The following is a 15,002-nucleotide window of genomic DNA, read 5'->3' as shown; positions in this document are numbered from 1 at the left end:
CGGACGGCCGGTCCCCGGGGCCCGCCGCACGGGAGCACACCGCTCCCGTGCGGCGGGCCCTCGGTGCGTGGCCGAAGCTGTTCGGCCCGAGTGCCCAGCGGCCCCACCAGGACAGGACTACGAGCGCCGAGCGCCGAGCGCCGCGACGACGACCGGGATCCGGCACGGTCCACGGGACGTACACTCCCCTCATGGGTCACACAGATGCGGTGAGGGAGTGCCTGCGACAGGTGCCCCGCCTTCTGGGCCGCGCCGCGCCCCGGGCGCGTTGCCGCGCCCTGCACGGCCACGGCTGACCAGGACCCACCGCCACCGGCCGTCCCGCGACGCTCTTCCCGCCCCGGCCGGGCTCTCCCGCTCCGCCACCGGAGCCGTTCCACCCCTTCGCTGCGCGGACCGCAGCACCCCACACCCTGCGCAGCTCCCGCGGCGCGCCGTCGGCAACCCCTCGACGGCGGCCGACGGGGTGAGCCGCATTTTCGAGAGGACCCCGCATGAATCTGAGGGAGTTGCTGGCCGGTCACGATCACGAGGTCCTCCTCGGCGATCCCGGGACCCCGATCACCGCCGGACCCTGCTTCGACGCCCATCGCGTCACGCCCGGCTCGCTGTACATCGCCGTGCCCGGGCACGAGGAGGGCGGCCCCCGGGCGGTCGGTGCGGCGCTGGCCCGCGGAGCCGTCGCCGTGCTCCTGGACGGCGGGGCGCAGGAGATCCTGGCGGCCGTGCACGCCGCGGGCACCGGCGCGTGCGTGGTGCGGGTGGCCGACACCCGGGCCGCGGCGGCCGTCGTGACCTCCCGGTACTTCGGAGAACCGGGCCGGGCCATGGACATGGTGGCCGTCACCGGCACCAACGGGAAGACCTCGGTCTCGTACATGGTCGAATCCGTGCTGAGGATCGCGGAGGGTACGAAGGTCGGCGTGATCGGCACGTCCGGCAGCCGCATCGGTGACGCGGTCATCCCGATGCCCCGCTCCGTCCTGAGCACACCGGAATCACCGGACTTCCAGTACCTCCTCGGCCGGATGCGCGACCAGGAGGTCACCACCGTGGTCCTGGAGGCCACGTCGATGGGCCTGCTGCACCACCGCGTGGACCAGGCCTTCCTGGACGTGGGCATCTTCACCAACCTCACCCAGGACCACCTGGACGACCACGGCACCATGGAGCACTACCGCGACGCCAAGCTCCGCCTCTTCCAGGGGCTCTGCCGCCGCGCCGTGGTCAACGCGGACGACCCGGTCGGGGCCGCGATCGTGCCGACGATGCCCGGCATGGTCACCACGTACGGCATCGACGCCCCCGCCGACTACCGCGCCACCGACCTGAGCATGAACGCCTTCGGCACCCGCTTCACCCTCCACCACGAGGGGAGCAAGTACCCGGCGGCGATCCCGGTGCCGGGACGCTTCTCCGTCTCCAACGCACTCGCCTCCGTGGCGGCCTGCCACCTCCTGGGACATGACCTCGCGGGCCTGGTGGCGGCACTCGACCGGATGCCCCCGGTCCCCGGTCGGCTCGAACGGTTCGTGACGCCGCGCGGCACGGCGGTGATCGTGGACTACGCCCACTCCCCGGACTCCCTGGACAAAGTGCTCGGCACCGTACGGGACTTCGCCACGGGCCAGGTCATCACCGTGTTCGGCTGCGGGGGAGACCGGGACGTCACCAAGCGGGCACGGATGGGCGAGATCGCCGGTACGCGCTCCGACCTGTGCGTCCTGACCTCCGACAACCCGCGGAACGAGGACCCCGAGGCGATCATGGACCAGATCGCCCCGGGTCTCCGGGCCACGGGGACGAGGTTCGAACGCCGCGCGGACCGCCGCGAAGCGATCGCCCTCGCCCTGTCGGCCGCCGGGCCCGACGACATCGTGCTGGTCGCGGGAAAGGGCAGCGAGCCCCACCAGATCGTCGGCGAAGAGCTCATCCCCTTCAGCGACATGGCGACGGTCCGCGAACTCGCCGCCCTCCAGAACTGACAGCGGGCGCTCTGCGACCGCCGCGGAGCGCCGCCTCCCGGCGCATGTGTCAGGCCAGCCGCAGATCGATGAACGGCACGCTGTCACCCGGCAGTACGTACCGCTCGGTCTCGACGAATCCACGGCCGAGCGCGAAGCGCAGCCCCTCCGGGTTGGACTCCAGTACGCAGGTCTCGATCACGGGGGCGCCGAGTGCGCGAGCGTCCGCCAGACCGCGCTCGTACAACTGCCCGCCGAAGCCCCTGCCGCGATGGTCCGGCAGTACCCGCGCGATCACGGTGGCCGCCGTGGAGGCCTCCGCCGGCGGTCGCACGGTCGAACAGCCCACCGGCAGGCCGTCGAGATACGCGACGGTGAGCCGGTTGCGTCCGGCCCGTTCGCGGACCGCCTGAAGCGACAGCACGGCCGTGGGGATGATCGCGTTGTGGACGTACCGCCAGTCCTCGAGCAGGGTGTCGCCGTCCACGTCCACCCGCTCGAAACGAAGAATCTCAGTCATCGCAGCAGGAAACAGGGGGGATGCCCACGCGTCAACTCGCTCCCACTTTCAGCAGACTTCGGACAGCGCGGGGCCCACCACCCCGGCTCCGCCCGCTCCGGCCCACGGATAAACACGTTGCCGCGCGCCGGAACCGGCTGAGAGGCTCCGGGCCATGCACGACAACCGATCAAGCTCCAGCCATGGCGTGTCCGCCCTCTTCTCGCAGGGGCGGCTGACGACGATCCCGCGCAAGACGACCCGTCGCCGACAGCTCCTCGAACACCTCACCGAGACGCTGTTCCAGCCCGACCGGACGTACACCGAACGCGAAGTCAACGATGCCCTCCTCACCGTTCATGAGGACTGCGCCGCGCTGCGCCGCTATCTGGTCATCGGCGGCCTGCTCTCGCGGACCAAGGACGGCGTCAGCTACCGCCGCCTCGCACAGCCGGTGGCCTGACGCCGCCGCCCGGGGGAGCGGCGCCGCCAGGCCCGTGTCAGTCGTCGAGGACGCCGATGTCGAGCGCGTCGAGGCGGTCCGGGTCCGCGACGACGTCGATGCCGGAGATCAGCCCGTCCACAAGGGTGAAATCGAGAACCAGGCGCAGTCGTCCCTGCGGCGCCATCGCCAGGGCGACCGCTCCGTCGACAAGCGCCACCCCGGTGAACAGCGCGCGGCCCGTGGCCGCCATCGCACCTCGCGCCACGGTGTCGGCGCCCCGGACCACGACGGGTTCGGGGCTGGGGATGACCGACCGGTCGGCGTGCAGCACCACGTCCGGGTGGAGCAGTGCCACCAGTGCGTCGAAGTCCCCGGCGCGGGAGGCGGACAGGAAGGCTTCGACGACCTGGCGGCGCCGGAGCGGATCCGCACCGGGCGACGAGGCGGCGCCGCCCTTGATCCGGCGACGGGCCCGGCTCGCGAGCTGCCGGGCGGTGTCCGGGGAACGGTCGAGCAGGGGGCCGATCTCCGCGAAGGGCACGGCGAACATGTCGTGGAGCACGAAGGCGAGGCGTTCCGCCGGTGCCAGCTTGTCGAGCACCACCAGGAGGGCCAGCCCGACGGAGTCGGCCAGCAGGGCCTCCTGCTCCGGATCGTCCCCCTCGTCGGGGCCGGGCGTCCGGTCGTACGCGTCGAGAGGATCCTCACGCCGGGTACGGCGGCTGCGGAGCATGTTCAGACAGACCCGGCCCACCACGGTGGTCAGCCACCCGGTGAGGTTGTGCACCTCGCTGACGTCGGCCTGGGCAGCTCGCAGCCAGGATTCCTGTACCGCGTCCTCGGCCTCGCTCGCCGAACCCAGCATCCGGTACGCGACCGCCTTCAGGTGGCTCCTGTCCGCCTCGAACCGTTCGGCCAGCGCGGTGCGGTCGTCCATGTGTCACATTCCTTCGTCGGCGGGTCCACTGAAGCTGCTCACCAGAAACTACTGGTGTGCAGGACACGACAAGAACGCCGGCCCGCGTGGACCGCATCCGAGGGGCCCCGCCGCACGACCGGGAACAGGGGCCCCGGGCAGGCAGGTGGTCACGGGGGCCGCCCGGATGGCATACGGTAGGGATCACAACGACGCGGGGTGGAGCAGCTCGGTAGCTCGCTGGGCTCATAACCCAGAGGTCGCAGGTTCAAATCCTGTCCCCGCTACTGTCGAGGCAGGGCCCGGAAACCATTGGTTCCGGGCCCTGCCTCATTCCGCCACCCAGCGGTGTGCAGTACGAGGCAACAGCGGGCTGCCCGGTGCAGTTCGGGCCCGCCCCGGATCGGCGCCGGCGTAGCCGCCTCCCGCACCTCCGCCGGAAAAGGCGGGTCAGCCGCGCAGGCCGGACAGGTCCTCCTCGACGAGACGGATATCGTTCGCCGCCAGGTTCTCCTCCAGGTGTGCGAGGGAGCCGGTGCCCGGAATCGCCAGCATCGACGGTGACGACGCCAGCAGCGAGGCGATCCGTACCTGAGCCACACTCACGCCCAGTCGGGCCGCGACCTTGCCGAGCCGTTCGCTGTCGAGCGGCGTGCGGCCACCGCCGAGCGGGAAGTACGGCACGTACGCGATCCCCGATGCCTCGCACTCCGCGAGAAGCTCCATGTCCTCGCCGTACTGGTTCTGCACCGCGGTGACGGGCGCGATGGCCCGGGCCTCGGTGAACTGGGCGGCATCGACGTTGCTGACGCCCAGGTGCCGGATCAGCCCCTCCTCGCGCAGCCCGGCCAGCACCGCGAACCGTTCCGCGATCGATTCGCCGCCCGGCCCGGTGACGCCGCCCACCCGCAGGTACACGAGATCGAGCCGGTCCAGTTGGAGGGCTCGCAGATCCGCCTCGACCAGGGCGCGCAACTGACCGGGCGTCGCCTGCCCGCTCGGAACACCACCCGGTCCGGGCAGCGGCCCGACCTTCGTCGCGATCACCAGATCGTCCTGGTAGGGCGCCAGAGCCGTACGGATCAGCTCATTGGCCCGGACCGTGCCTCTGCCGTAGAACCCGGCCGTGTCGATGTGGTTCACACCCAGTGCCACGGCCCGCCGGAGCACCGCGATGCCGTCACGCGGGTCGCGCGCCGGGCCGTCGAACGTACTCATCGCCAGACGCATGGCGCCGAATCCGAGCCGATGGATGGTCAGGTCGCCGCCGAGGGGGAAAGTCTTGATCGTCATGGGATCCATGGTGTGGGGCAGGGGGCAGTGCGGGCGAGCCCGTGGCAGCTTGCTGTCAGACTGGCCGCGTGCGGAATGAACAGATGTTCTCGGTCCAAGGGGACGCGGAGCTGCTCGCGCGCGCCGGTCATCTCTTCGAGTCGGCGCGCACCGAGTTCCTGTGCGTCGCCAGGGACCTCGACACCTGGTCGCAGCCGGCGGCCAGAGCGGCGATCGGCACCCGCATGCGGGCCACGAATTCTCCGGGCCTGACCACCCGCAAACTGCTCAGCCCGACGGCGCTCGCCGATGAGGAGACCCGTGCGCACGTGCGGCTGGTGCGGAGCCGGGGCGCCCAGGTCCGGATCAGCGGCTCAGCGCTGCCGCACGAGACGATCATCATCGACCGGCGGGTGACCATCCTCGCCGGCCGGGAGACGCCCACCGGCCGGCAGTACACCGTGACCACGTCATCGACCACGGTCGACGCGGTGCACTCCCTGTTCTCCGCGATCTGGGACAGCTCCATGGATTTCGACGCCTACCTCCGGCAGGACGTTCCGCATCTCGATGCCGACGGCCGGAGGATCCTCGACGCGCTCGGTTCGGGGCTCACGGACGCATCGGCGGCCCGACGGCTCGGTGTCTCGCTGCGCACCTATCGACGGCGGGTGGCCGAACTCATGGCCACCCTCGACGCGGGCTCACGCTTCCAGGCCGGCCTGAGGGCGGGAGAGCTGGGACTGCCGCGCCGGACGAAGTGAACACTTGCTCTCCCTCGGGGCGGGCAGGGCGGGCGGGCACTTCGTCCGGGCGTCCGGTGCAGGAGAGCGCCGGTGTACGAGAGCGTCGGGCCCGGTGCCGGGGGCCCGGGCCTCGGACTATGCGAACTGGCCGGGCCGGTAGTCGCCCGCCGGCTGCTGGACGATGACGTTCAGCCGGTTGAAGGCGTTGATGAGCGCGATCGTGGCCACCAAGGCGACGAGCTGGTCCTCGTCGTAGTACTTGGCCGCGTTCGCCCAGGCCTCGTCCGTGACACCTCCGGCCGCGTCCGCGATGCGGGTCCCCTGCTCCGCCAGCTCCAGCGCCGCGCGCTCGGCGTCGGTGAACACGGTCGCCTCCCGCCAGGCCGCGACGAGGTGGAGCCGGGTCGCGGTCTCCCCGGCGTGCGCGGCGTCCTTGGTGTGCATGTCGGTGCAGAACCCGCAGCCGTTGATCTGGCTTGCGCGGAGCCTCACCAGCTCCGCCGTCGCAGCCGGCAGCGTCGAGCCGGCGAAGGCCGTCCCCGCGGCGACCAGGTGCTTCAAGGACTTGCCCGCGAGCGGGTTGGCGAAAAGGTTGAGACGCGCTTCCATGGTGATCTCCTTGCCGTGAAGACGGATACACCTCTGTGACGAGTCGGCTCGGCAGAATGTGACACGGGCGCCCGGGAACAGTCAGCGCAGATCGAGGCGCATCAGGACCCGGGGGTGCCCGGCCAGTACGGACGTGGTGTCGGCGGCATGAGTGAACCCGGCGCGCTCGAAGTTCTTCCGGATCCCGGCGTACGCCATGGTCAGGTCCACCTTGGCGTCACCGCTGTCGAGCGGATAGGCCTCGATCGCGGGCGCGCCGTTGGCGCGTGCGAACTCGACGGCGCCGGCGATGAGCGCGTGCGAGATCCCTTGCTTCCGGTGGCCGGGGCGCACGCGGATGCACCACAGGGACCAGACCGGGAGGTCGTCGATGTGCGGGATCCGCCGGCTGCGCGCGAACGAGGTGGCGGAGCGCGGTGCGACGGCGGCCCAGCCGACCGGCTCGTCGCCGTCGTGGGCGAGGACACCGGGCGCGGGCTGTGCGTGGCACAGCTCGGCGACGTACTCGCCACGAGCCGGACCGCGCAGTTCGTTGTTGAGCTTGGACGGGATCCGGTAGCTGAGGCACCAGCAGACGTTGGCCCCCGGTGACTTGGGGCCGAGGAGAGCGCGGACATCCTCGAAGTCCGATGCCGGGCGAACGTCAATGGTCATGGCCCCACAGTGACATGCGGGCACGGTGTGCGGGCGGGCCCACGCCTGCGGACGGCGGCTGTGTCCCGTAAGGAAGGGGCCGACGGGTCCCGCCCGCCCGCAGACGTGCGTGCGGGCGGGCCCGGGGCTCAGGCGATCTCGATGAGCAGGTCACCGGCCTCGACCTGCTGCACCTTCCCGATCGCCAGGCGGCGCACGGTCCCCGCGGCCTGCGCGGTGATCGAGGCCTCCATCTTCATCGCCTCGATCGTGGCGACCGTCTGGCCGGCCGACACCGTGGCGCCCTCCTCCACCTGCAGGGTCACGACACCGGCGAACGGCGCGGCGACATGGCCCGCGTTGCCGCGGTCCGCCTTCTCGGCCGCCTTCACCTCGGTCGCCACGGACTTGTCCCGTACCGACACCGGACGCAACTGCCCGTTGAGGGTGGCCAGCACGCTGCGGAAACCACGCTCGTCGGCCTCGGAGATCGCCTCCAGCTCGATCAGCAGCGTGACACCGGGATCGAGCGTGACCGTGTGCTCGGTCTCCGTCTCCAGGCCGTACAGGAAGTCCTGCGTCGGCAGGACGGAGGTGTCCCCGTACGCCTCGCGGTGCGCGTCGAACTCCTTCGTCGGGCCCGGGAACAGGAGCCGGTTCAGCGTCGCGCGCGGGGACTGCCGCAGGGCTTCGCGGTCCTCGTCCGACAGATGCGGGGTCTGCGCCTTCGCCGGACGGCCCTGCAGGGCGCGGGTACGGAAGGGCTCCGGCCAGCCGCCGGGCGGGTCGCCGAGTTCGCCGCGCAGGAACCCGATCACGGAGTCCGGCACGTCGAACTTGCCGGGATCCGACTCGAAGTCCGACGCCTCGACCCCCGCGCCCACCAGATGCAGGGCCAGGTCACCGACAACCTTCGAGGAGGGCGTCACCTTCACCAGCCGGCCGAGCATGCGGTCGGCCGCGGCGTAGCAGTCCTCGATGAGTTCGAAGCGGTCGCCCAGACCGAGGGCGATGGCCTGCTGACGCAGGTTGGACAGCTGGCCGCCGGGGATCTCGTGGTGGTAGATCCGGCCGGTCGGCGAGGCCAGCCCGGACTCGAAGGGGGCGTACACCTTGCGGGTCGCCTCCCAGTAGGGCTCCAGGTCGCCGACCGCCTGGAGGGAGAGGCCGGTCGCGCGCTCGGTGTGGTCCGTGGCGGCCACCAGCGCCGACATGGGGGGCTGGCTGGTGGTCCCGGCCATGGACGCGACCGCAGCGTCCACCGCGTCCACGCCCGCGTCGATCGCGGCGACCAGCGTGGCGAGCTGCCCGCCGGCGGTGTCGTGGGTGTGCAGGTGGACCGGCAGGTCGAACCGCTCGCGCAGCGCGGTGACGAGGGTACGGGCCGCCGGCGGGCGCAGCAGCCCGGCCATGTCCTTGATGGCGAGCACATGCGCTCCCGCCTCCACGATCTGCTCGGCGAGACGCAGGTAGTAGTCCAGCGTGTACAGGGTCTCGCCGGGATCCGAGAGGTCAGCGGTGTAGCACAGGGCCACCTCGGCGAGCGAGGTGCCGGTGGCGCGGACGGCGTCGATCGCCGGACGCATCTGGGACACGTCGTTGAGGGCGTCGAAGATCCGGAAGATGTCCATCCCGGTGGACGCGGCCTCGGCGACGAACGCCTCGGTGACCTCGGTGGGGTACGGCGTGTACCCGACGGTGTTGCGCCCGCGCAGCAGCATCTGCGTACAGATGTTGGGCACGGCCTCCCGCAGCTTGGCCAGCCGCTCCCACGGGTCCTCGGCCAGGAAGCGCAGCGCCACGTCGTAGGTGGCACCGCCCCAGCACTCGATGCTGAGGAGCTGGGGCACGGTCTGCGCGACGTGCGGGGCGACGGCGAGCAGGTCGCGGGTACGGACCCGGGTGGCCAGCAGCGACTGATGGGCGTCGCGGAACGTGGTGTCGGTGACGGCGACGGCCGACTGGGCGCGCAGCTCGGCGGCGAACGCCTGCGGACCGATGGCCGCGAGGCGCTGCCGAGACCCGGCCGGCGGTGTGCCGGCCGGAAGGGCGGGCAGCTTGTCGGCGGGCTCGATGACGGAAGGGCGGTGACCGTAGGGCCGGTTGACGGTGGTCTCGGCGAGGTACGTCAGCATGCGGCTGCCCCGGTCCGCCGACGGGCGGGCCCGGATCAGCTCCGGGTGCTCCTCGATGAAGCTGGTCGTGATGCGCCCCGCCCGGAAGTCGGGCTGGTCCAGCACGGCCCCCAGGAACGGCAGGTTCGTCGCCACTCCCCGGATGCGGAACTCCGCGATCGCCCGTCGTGCGCGACGGGCCGCGTTGGCGAAGTCATGCCCGTGACAGGTCAGTTTGACCAGCATCGAGTCGAAGTGGGCCGACACCTCGGCGCCGGTGTGGACGGTTCCGCCGTCCAGCCGTACGCCGGGCCCGCCCGGCGAGCGGTAGGCGGAGATGGTGCCGGTGTCCGGACGGAACCCGTTGGCGGGGTCCTCCGTCGTGATGCGGCACTGCATGGCCGTGCCGTTGAGGGTGATGTCGTCCTGCGTGAGACGCAGATCGGGCAGCGTCATGCCGGCGGCGATGCGCAGCTGCGCGATGACCAGGTCGCGTCCGGTCACCTGCTCGGTGACGGTGTGCTCGACCTGGATGCGCGGGTTCATCTCGATGAACACGTGATTGCCGCGCTCGTCGACGAGGAACTCGACGGTGCCCGCGTTCACGTATCCGATGTGGCGCGCGAAGGCGACCGCGTCGGCGCAGATCCGGCTTCGCAGCTCCGGGTCGAGGTTCGGGGCGGGGGCGATCTCGACGACCTTCTGGTGGCGGCGCTGCAAGGAGCAGTCCCGCTCGTAGAGATGGACGACATTGCCGTCGGCGTCGGCGAGGATCTGCACCTCGATGTGGCGGGGGTTGATCACGGCCTGTTCCAGGAAGACCGTCGCGTCGCCGAACGCGGAGCGGGCCTCGCGCATCGCCGCGTCGATCGCCTCGCGCAGCTCACCCGGCTCCGCGACGCGGCGCATCCCGCGCCCGCCGCCACCGGCGACGGCCTTCACGAAGACCGGGAAGCCGATGTCGTCGGAGGCCGCGACGAGCGCGTCCACGTCTTCCGAGGGTTCGGACGACTTCAGCACCGGCACGCCGGCCGCCCGGGCGGCCGCCACCGCCCGGGACTTGTTCCCCGTCAGGTTCAGCACCGATGCCGGCGGCCCGACGAACGTGATACCGGCCGCGGAGCACGCGGCCGCGAGGTCCGGGTTCTCCGACAGGAAGCCGTACCCCGGGTAGATGGCGTCCGCGCCCGCCTTCCGCGCCGCCTCGACCACCTCGTCCACCGAGAGGTAGGCCCGTACGGGATGCCCGGGCTCCCCGATCCGGTAGGCCTCGTCGGCCTTGGCGCGGTGCAGGGAATTGCGGTCCTCGTGCGGATACACGGCCACGGTGGAGATGCCGAGCTCGAACGCCGCGCGAAACGCCCGGATCGCGATCTCCCCGCGGTTGGCGACCAATACCTTCTCGAACATCAAACTCCCCAGTCGTGTCACGGGCGCGTGGCCTCAGGACAGGCGATGTCGCACGGGACGCACGTATCGGCATCCGGTGGTCGGGTGGCGGTGGCGAAGTGCTCCGTGCCTCTCGGGCCGGAGCGTTCGACACCGTACCGGAGACCTTCCCAGAGATCGCGGGCGCAAAGGATGGCGTGCGTCACGTGCCGCGATTCCGGCCCGCGAGCCGTCGGAAACCGCGCACCCGGACGCCCGGACGGCGCGCAGAACAGGCGGCCGTCCGCCCGACGTGGCGTCAGGGCGGCGCCCACCGGCCGCCGCCGGAACAGGCGCGGCCGATGGGCGCGGAACAACGGGGAGTCAGGCCGCGTACTGATAGGCCGGGTAGGTGAGGTAGCCCGCGTCGCCGCCCTGGTAGTACGTCGCCTCGTCGACGGGGGCGATCGGAAGTCCGCCACGCAGCCGCTCGACGAGGTCGGGGTTGGCGATGAAGGCGCGGCCGAAGCTGATGAGGTCGGCCCCCAGCCCGAGCCAGTGGTCGGCGTCGTCCCGGCCGGTCTGCTTGGGCCCCATCGGCAGGGTGGGGTTGATGATCAGGGCGCCCGGCCATGCGCGCCGCAGAGCCAGGAGAGCCTCCTCCTCGACGGTGGCCTCAAGGTGTACGTAGGCCACTTCGAGGCGGGCCAGTTCGGTCAGGAGCGCGGTGTAGAGCTCGGCGGTCTCGCTGTCCTCGACCCCCCAGAACAAGCCGCCGGGCGAGAGGCGGATGCCGGTCCTGGCAGCCCCGACGGCGTCGACGGTGGCGGCGACGGACTCGACGGCGAAGCGGATCCGGTTGGCGACCGGGCCGCCGTAGCGGTCCGTGCGCAGGTTGGCGTTGGACGAGAGGAACTGGGAGATCAAGTAGCCGTTGGCGCCGTGCAGTTCCACCCCGTCGAAGCCGGCGTCGACGGCGCGGCGCGCGGCCCGTGCGTACGACTGCGCGTGCTCGGGCACCTCGGCGGTGTCCAGGGCCCGGGGCATCGGCGCGGGCTGCGGTCCGCTCGGGGTGAACACGTCACCGACGGCCGGGACGGCGGAGGGCCCGACCGGCTGCATTCCGGTGGTGTCGGGGTGCGAGACCCGGCCGCCGTGCATGACCTGGGCGAAGATCCGCCCCCCGTTGGCGTGGACCGCGGCGGTCGCGGGGCGCCAGGAGGCGACCTGCTCGTCGGTGTGCAACCCCGGCGTCCCCGGATTGGACTGCCCGATCGCGCTCGGCTGGACCCCTTCGCTCACGATCAGCCCGGCGCTGGCCCGCTGGGCGTAGTAGGCGGCCATGGACGGCGTCGCCAGCCCGTCGGCAGCGGCCCGTACCCGGGTCATCGGAGCCATGACCACCCGGTTGGGCAGTGTCAGACCGGCGAGACGGTAGCCGGAGAAGAGGGATGTCACGTCAGGACTCCTTGGCGTTCAGCGGTGCCCGGACCTCGGGCATGCAGTTACGCTAAAACCTCACATTGATGTCAGAGGCAAGTCCTGTGACGCAGGACACGAGCGGGAGGGTTTCGTGCGCATCGGGGAGCTCGCGTCGAGAGCCGGAGTCAGCGTCCGGTCCGTGCGCTACTACGAGGAGCAGGGCCTGCTCGCCAGCACCCGCAGTTCCAGCGGCCAGCGGCACTTCACGGACGACGACGTCGAACGGGTCGCGTTCATCCAGCGCCTCTACGCGGCGGGCCTGTCCAGCCGCACCGTCCTCGAACTGCTGCCCTGCGTCGACGCGCCCAGCAGGGAGAACTCGGACGACGCGCTGGAGCGGATGGCCCAGGAGCGCGATCGGCTCTCCGCGCACATCGACGAGCTGGTGCGTACGAGGGACACGCTCGACGCGCTGGTGGCGACGGCGAGGGCGCACCGTGAGCAGATGGAGGCGGCCGGCGCGGTCTGCTGACCGGCGACCAGCAATCGGCGCGGGTGCGGCGCGTTGCTCAGACGCTCCGGCCGTCGGAGGCGAGGCGGTCGAGCCACTCCCTCAGGAGCTGCTGCTCCGAGGCGCTGAGGGCCGTCTGTTCGGGCAGTGCCGCACGCAGGGCGCGTGCGGCGCCGGCCGGGCCCGCGCTCTGCACGGCGGGTTCCCGGCTCGTCACGGCGGCGACCATGGACTCCCGCAGCGCGGTCAGCAGCGCCGGGTCGCGCCGGTCCTCCGGCAGCGACAGCCAGGTGAGCACCGCGCCGCGCGCGGTGGCGTGGATGATCATGGCCGCGAGGTCCTCGTCCACGCGGAGCCAGCCACCCGCGGCCAGGCGCCGGATCCTGGCCAGCAGGATCTCCATCCCGGCCTTGAAGGCGGTCGAGGCGGTCCGGTTGGGCTCGCTGTACATGAGTGTGTACAGGGCGGGATGGGCCAGTCCGAACTCCACCGCCAGATCCCAGCCGGCCCGCAGGTCCTCGATGGGGCCCCCGGGGTCCGGATCGACGCGCTTCGCCGCGAGGAACTTGGCGAAACCGTGCTCGGCCACCGCTTCGAGCAGCCCGTCCTTGTCGCCGAACAGCCGGTAGATGGCAGGGGGCTGGAGGCCCGCCGCGACCGCGACCGCCCGGGTGGTGACCGCGTCGCGGCCCTCACGTGCCAGCAGATCGGCGGCGGCCTCGATGACCCGCTGCCGCGGCTGCTCGCGGCCTGTGGCTGTGGTCGCGGACTCGGTGCCGGCGGTGCCGCGGGAACGTGGAGGCATGAATCAACGATACAGCGAGACCGGTTCCGTCGTTAGCGTCGGCGTTCACGCACACGCGCTGGATGCCGGCCCCGCCGGAAATTCCCTACCGGCGTGGCAGTGCATCGCGCAGACTCCTCCCGTGGCTGACATGGGTTTGTTCCGGGAGACCGTCATCGCGTGGGCCGCCGGTGGTCCGGGAGAGCCCGCGCGCGAACTGGCGGGGCGGGTGTCCGTGCGGGCAGCCGTGCTGCTGGAGGGGCCGAGCGACTCGGCCGCGGTGAACGCCCTGGCCGCGAGCCGGGGCCGGGACCTGGCGGCCGAGGGGGTCTGCGTCCTGCCGATGGGCGGTGCCATGAGCGTCGGGCGCTTCGCCCGCCTGCTCGGGCCGACCGGACTGGGCCTTCGGCTCACGGGGCTGTGTGACGAGGCCGAACAGCCCTACTACGCACGGGGCTTGGAGCGTGCAGGCGCCGCGCAGGAGCAGTTCTTCGTCTGCGCGGCGGATCTGGAGGACGAGTTCATCCGCGCACTGGGCGTGCCGCGCGTGGAGGAGCTCATCCGGGCCGAGGGAGACCTGCGCGCCTTCCAGGCCTTCCTGCACCAGCCCGCCCAGCAGAGCCGTACGCCGGAACAGCGGGTGCGGAGATTTCTCGGTACGAAGAAGGGCCGCAAGATCCACTACGGTCGCGTCCTCGCCGAGGCGCTCGACCCCGGCCGCGTACCCGCCCCGCTCGACGGCTTGCTCGCCGCCCTCTGATCATCGACGGGCGCCTTCCTCCCGCCCCTCGTGCAACCTGCCGGTTGCGCATGGGCGGTCATCGTGCAACCCTGGAGTTGCAAGTCCGTTGACGACGAGAAGTGGAGTCACCCCATGAGCAAGGACCGGATCGAACGCGAAACCCTGATCGAGGCGCCCTTGGAGCGGGTCTGGTCGCTGGTGGCACAGCCCGGCTTCTGGGTGGCCGACAAGGCGAGCCTCCCGGGCACCGTGGCAAGAGAAGGCGAATCGATGGTGGCGAAGAACCCCGAGCACGGCGACTTCCCGGTACGTGTGGAGACGGTCCGGCCGCCGGCGTACCTGGCCTACCGCTGGACCAGCGCGTTCCCGGGAGAGGAACTGCGCGAGAACAACAGCACCCTCGTGGAGTTCACCCTGACACAGGAGGGCGACCGGACGAGGCTGCGCGTCGTCGAGAGCGGGTTCGCGTCACTGGCGGGCTCCGAGGAACTGCGTGATCAGAACCTCAAGGACCACACCGGGGGCTGGCCCATGGAGCTCGACGCGCTCAAGACACGCGCCGAACAGCCCGCCCCATGACGGAAGAACGTCCCGACGCCGAGGCCGTCGGCAGCGTCCTCGGCGCGCTGGCCGACCCGACCCGACGCCAATTGCTCGATCTGCTGGCGGCGCGGGGCGAGGCCACCGCGACGACGCTGGCCGAACGGCTCCCGGTCTCGCGACAGGCGGTGGTCAAGCACCTCGCCGTCCTGGACGCCGCCGGCCTCGTCTCCGGCATCCGGGCCGGGCGCGAGGTGCGGTACGCGGTACAGCCCGCGGCGCTCGACGCGACGGCGCGGTGGATGACCTCCCTCGCGGCCGACTGGGACCGGCGGCTGGCATACATCAAACGCGTCGCCGAGTCCGCGGAGCGGGAAGCACGTGAGGCGCGCCCCGACTGAAGCGGTACGCGAAACCGCCCGACCGAAGGAATTCAG

The 15,002-nt window shown here is 71.6% G+C and carries 15 protein-coding genes and 1 tRNA gene; 8 read left to right on the top strand and 8 right to left on the bottom strand.

Annotated features, from left to right (window positions below):
- Positions 1 to 494: 494 nt before the first annotated feature.
- The gene (locus tag ABTX18_RS00685; RefSeq protein WP_352120540.1) at positions 495 to 1,985 is read left to right on the top strand and encodes a UDP-N-acetylmuramoyl-L-alanyl-D-glutamate--2,6-diaminopimelate ligase; all 1,491 of its coding nucleotides are present in this window, start codon (positions 495 to 497) and stop codon (positions 1,983 to 1,985) included.
- Positions 1,986 to 2,034: 49 nt separating this feature from the next.
- On the opposite strand, the gene ABTX18_RS00680 is transcribed toward ABTX18_RS00685, so the two are convergent.
- Complete coding sequence (locus ABTX18_RS00680) at positions 2,035 to 2,484, bottom strand: GNAT family N-acetyltransferase (protein WP_352120539.1); 450 nt, start codon at positions 2,482 to 2,484, stop codon at positions 2,035 to 2,037.
- A 154-nt stretch (positions 2,485 to 2,638) separates the two neighbouring features.
- Here ABTX18_RS00680 and ABTX18_RS00675 point away from each other — a divergent pair, with 154 nt between their 5' ends.
- Entirely contained in the window at positions 2,639 to 2,926 is a 288-nt protein-coding gene (locus ABTX18_RS00675) for a DUF2087 domain-containing protein (protein WP_352120538.1), read from the top strand.
- Positions 2,927 to 2,963: 37 nt separating this feature from the next.
- Here ABTX18_RS00675 and ABTX18_RS00670 read toward each other — a convergent pair whose 3' ends face one another.
- Positions 2,964 to 3,845 (bottom strand): sigma-70 family RNA polymerase sigma factor, encoded by an 882-nt coding sequence (locus tag ABTX18_RS00670; RefSeq protein ID WP_352120537.1) that lies wholly within the window; start codon positions 3,843 to 3,845, stop codon positions 2,964 to 2,966.
- 192 nt (positions 3,846 to 4,037) lie between these two features.
- Between ABTX18_RS00670 and ABTX18_RS00665 the strand changes: the two genes are divergently transcribed.
- Positions 4,038 to 4,111 (top strand) — tRNA-Met (locus ABTX18_RS00665).
- 163 nt (positions 4,112 to 4,274) lie between these two features.
- On the opposite strand, the gene ABTX18_RS00660 is transcribed toward ABTX18_RS00665, so the two are convergent.
- Positions 4,275 to 5,117: an oxidoreductase gene (locus tag ABTX18_RS00660; RefSeq protein ID WP_352120536.1), complete on the bottom strand. Its 843-nt coding sequence runs from the start codon at positions 5,115 to 5,117 to the stop codon at positions 4,275 to 4,277.
- A 68-nt stretch (positions 5,118 to 5,185) separates the two neighbouring features.
- Between ABTX18_RS00660 and ABTX18_RS00655 the strand changes: the two genes are divergently transcribed.
- Positions 5,186 to 5,860 (top strand): DNA-binding response regulator, encoded by a 675-nt coding sequence (locus tag ABTX18_RS00655; RefSeq protein WP_352120535.1) that lies wholly within the window; start codon positions 5,186 to 5,188, stop codon positions 5,858 to 5,860.
- A 117-nt stretch (positions 5,861 to 5,977) separates the two neighbouring features.
- On the opposite strand, the gene ABTX18_RS00650 is transcribed toward ABTX18_RS00655, so the two are convergent.
- The 4 genes from ABTX18_RS00650 to ABTX18_RS00635 form a co-directional block, all read right to left on the bottom strand.
- A complete protein-coding gene (locus ABTX18_RS00650; RefSeq protein ID WP_352120534.1) occupies positions 5,978 to 6,451 on the bottom strand; it encodes a carboxymuconolactone decarboxylase family protein in 474 nt (157 codons plus the stop codon).
- Positions 6,452 to 6,532: 81 nt separating this feature from the next.
- Complete coding sequence (locus ABTX18_RS00645; protein WP_352120533.1) at positions 6,533 to 7,105, bottom strand: GNAT family N-acetyltransferase; 573 nt, start codon at positions 7,103 to 7,105, stop codon at positions 6,533 to 6,535.
- A gap of 128 nt (positions 7,106 to 7,233) precedes the next feature.
- Complete coding sequence (locus ABTX18_RS00640) at positions 7,234 to 10,608, bottom strand: pyruvate carboxylase (protein ID WP_352120532.1); 3,375 nt, start codon at positions 10,606 to 10,608, stop codon at positions 7,234 to 7,236.
- A 342-nt stretch (positions 10,609 to 10,950) separates the two neighbouring features.
- Complete coding sequence (locus ABTX18_RS00635) at positions 10,951 to 12,024, bottom strand: alkene reductase (protein ID WP_352120531.1); 1,074 nt, start codon at positions 12,022 to 12,024, stop codon at positions 10,951 to 10,953.
- A gap of 115 nt (positions 12,025 to 12,139) precedes the next feature.
- Here ABTX18_RS00635 and ABTX18_RS00630 point away from each other — a divergent pair, with 115 nt between their 5' ends.
- Complete coding sequence (locus ABTX18_RS00630; RefSeq protein ID WP_352120530.1) at positions 12,140 to 12,520, top strand: MerR family transcriptional regulator; 381 nt, start codon at positions 12,140 to 12,142, stop codon at positions 12,518 to 12,520.
- A 37-nt stretch (positions 12,521 to 12,557) separates the two neighbouring features.
- On the opposite strand, the gene ABTX18_RS00625 is transcribed toward ABTX18_RS00630, so the two are convergent.
- On the bottom strand, positions 12,558 to 13,304 hold the full coding sequence (locus tag ABTX18_RS00625; protein WP_352120529.1) for a TetR/AcrR family transcriptional regulator: 747 nt from the start codon (positions 13,302 to 13,304) through the stop codon (positions 12,558 to 12,560).
- A gap of 121 nt (positions 13,305 to 13,425) precedes the next feature.
- Between ABTX18_RS00625 and ABTX18_RS00620 the strand changes: the two genes are divergently transcribed.
- From ABTX18_RS00620 to ABTX18_RS00610, 3 genes are all read left to right on the top strand, one after another.
- Positions 13,426 to 14,043 carry a TOPRIM nucleotidyl transferase/hydrolase domain-containing protein gene (locus ABTX18_RS00620; RefSeq protein WP_352120528.1) on the top strand — a complete coding sequence of 206 codons (618 nt, stop codon included), beginning with the start codon at positions 13,426 to 13,428 and terminating at the stop codon, positions 14,041 to 14,043.
- A gap of 114 nt (positions 14,044 to 14,157) precedes the next feature.
- Positions 14,158 to 14,604, top strand: coding sequence for an SRPBCC domain-containing protein (locus ABTX18_RS00615; RefSeq protein ID WP_352120527.1), 447 nt, complete (start codon positions 14,158 to 14,160; stop codon positions 14,602 to 14,604).
- Positions 14,601 to 14,966, top strand: coding sequence for an ArsR/SmtB family transcription factor (locus tag ABTX18_RS00610; RefSeq protein ID WP_352120526.1), 366 nt, complete (start codon positions 14,601 to 14,603; stop codon positions 14,964 to 14,966). Before ABTX18_RS00615 ends, ABTX18_RS00610 begins: the two co-directional genes overlap by 4 nt.
- Positions 14,967 to 15,002 lie beyond the last annotated feature (36 nt).

Origin of the sequence: Streptomyces sp. NPDC096323, assembly GCF_040302845.1 — a bacterium.
Classification (GTDB): domain Bacteria; phylum Actinomycetota; class Actinomycetes; order Streptomycetales; family Streptomycetaceae; genus Streptomyces.
Note: the sequence above shows the minus strand (reverse complement) of the source record. Positions and strands in the feature narration are given on the sequence as shown.

Bases quoted from the DNA above. Each gene is read 5' to 3' on its own strand.
- ABTX18_RS00680 (WP_352120539.1), bottom strand. From the start codon at position 2,484: ATGACTGAGATTCTTCGTTTCGAGCGGGTGGACGTGGACGGCGACACC.
- ABTX18_RS00640 (WP_352120532.1), bottom strand. From the start codon at position 10,608: ATGTTCGAGAAGGTATTGGTCGCCAACCGCGGGGAGATCGCGATCCGG.
- ABTX18_RS00625 (WP_352120529.1), bottom strand. From the start codon at position 13,304: ATGCCTCCACGTTCCCGCGGCACCGCCGGCACCGAGTCCGCGACCACA.
- ABTX18_RS00670 (WP_352120537.1), bottom strand. From the start codon at position 3,845: ATGGACGACCGCACCGCGCTGGCCGAACGGTTCGAGGCGGACAGGAGC.
- ABTX18_RS00660 (WP_352120536.1), bottom strand. From the start codon at position 5,117: ATGACGATCAAGACTTTCCCCCTCGGCGGCGACCTGACCATCCATCGG.
- ABTX18_RS00675 (WP_352120538.1), top strand. From the start codon at position 2,639: ATGCACGACAACCGATCAAGCTCCAGCCATGGCGTGTCCGCCCTCTTC.
- ABTX18_RS00615 (WP_352120527.1), top strand. From the start codon at position 14,158: ATGAGCAAGGACCGGATCGAACGCGAAACCCTGATCGAGGCGCCCTTG.
- ABTX18_RS00685 (WP_352120540.1), top strand. From the start codon at position 495: ATGAATCTGAGGGAGTTGCTGGCCGGTCACGATCACGAGGTCCTCCTC.
- ABTX18_RS00645 (WP_352120533.1), bottom strand. From the start codon at position 7,105: ATGACCATTGACGTTCGCCCGGCATCGGACTTCGAGGATGTCCGCGCT.
- ABTX18_RS00610 (WP_352120526.1), top strand. From the start codon at position 14,601: ATGACGGAAGAACGTCCCGACGCCGAGGCCGTCGGCAGCGTCCTCGGC.
- ABTX18_RS00650 (WP_352120534.1), bottom strand. From the start codon at position 6,451: ATGGAAGCGCGTCTCAACCTTTTCGCCAACCCGCTCGCGGGCAAGTCC.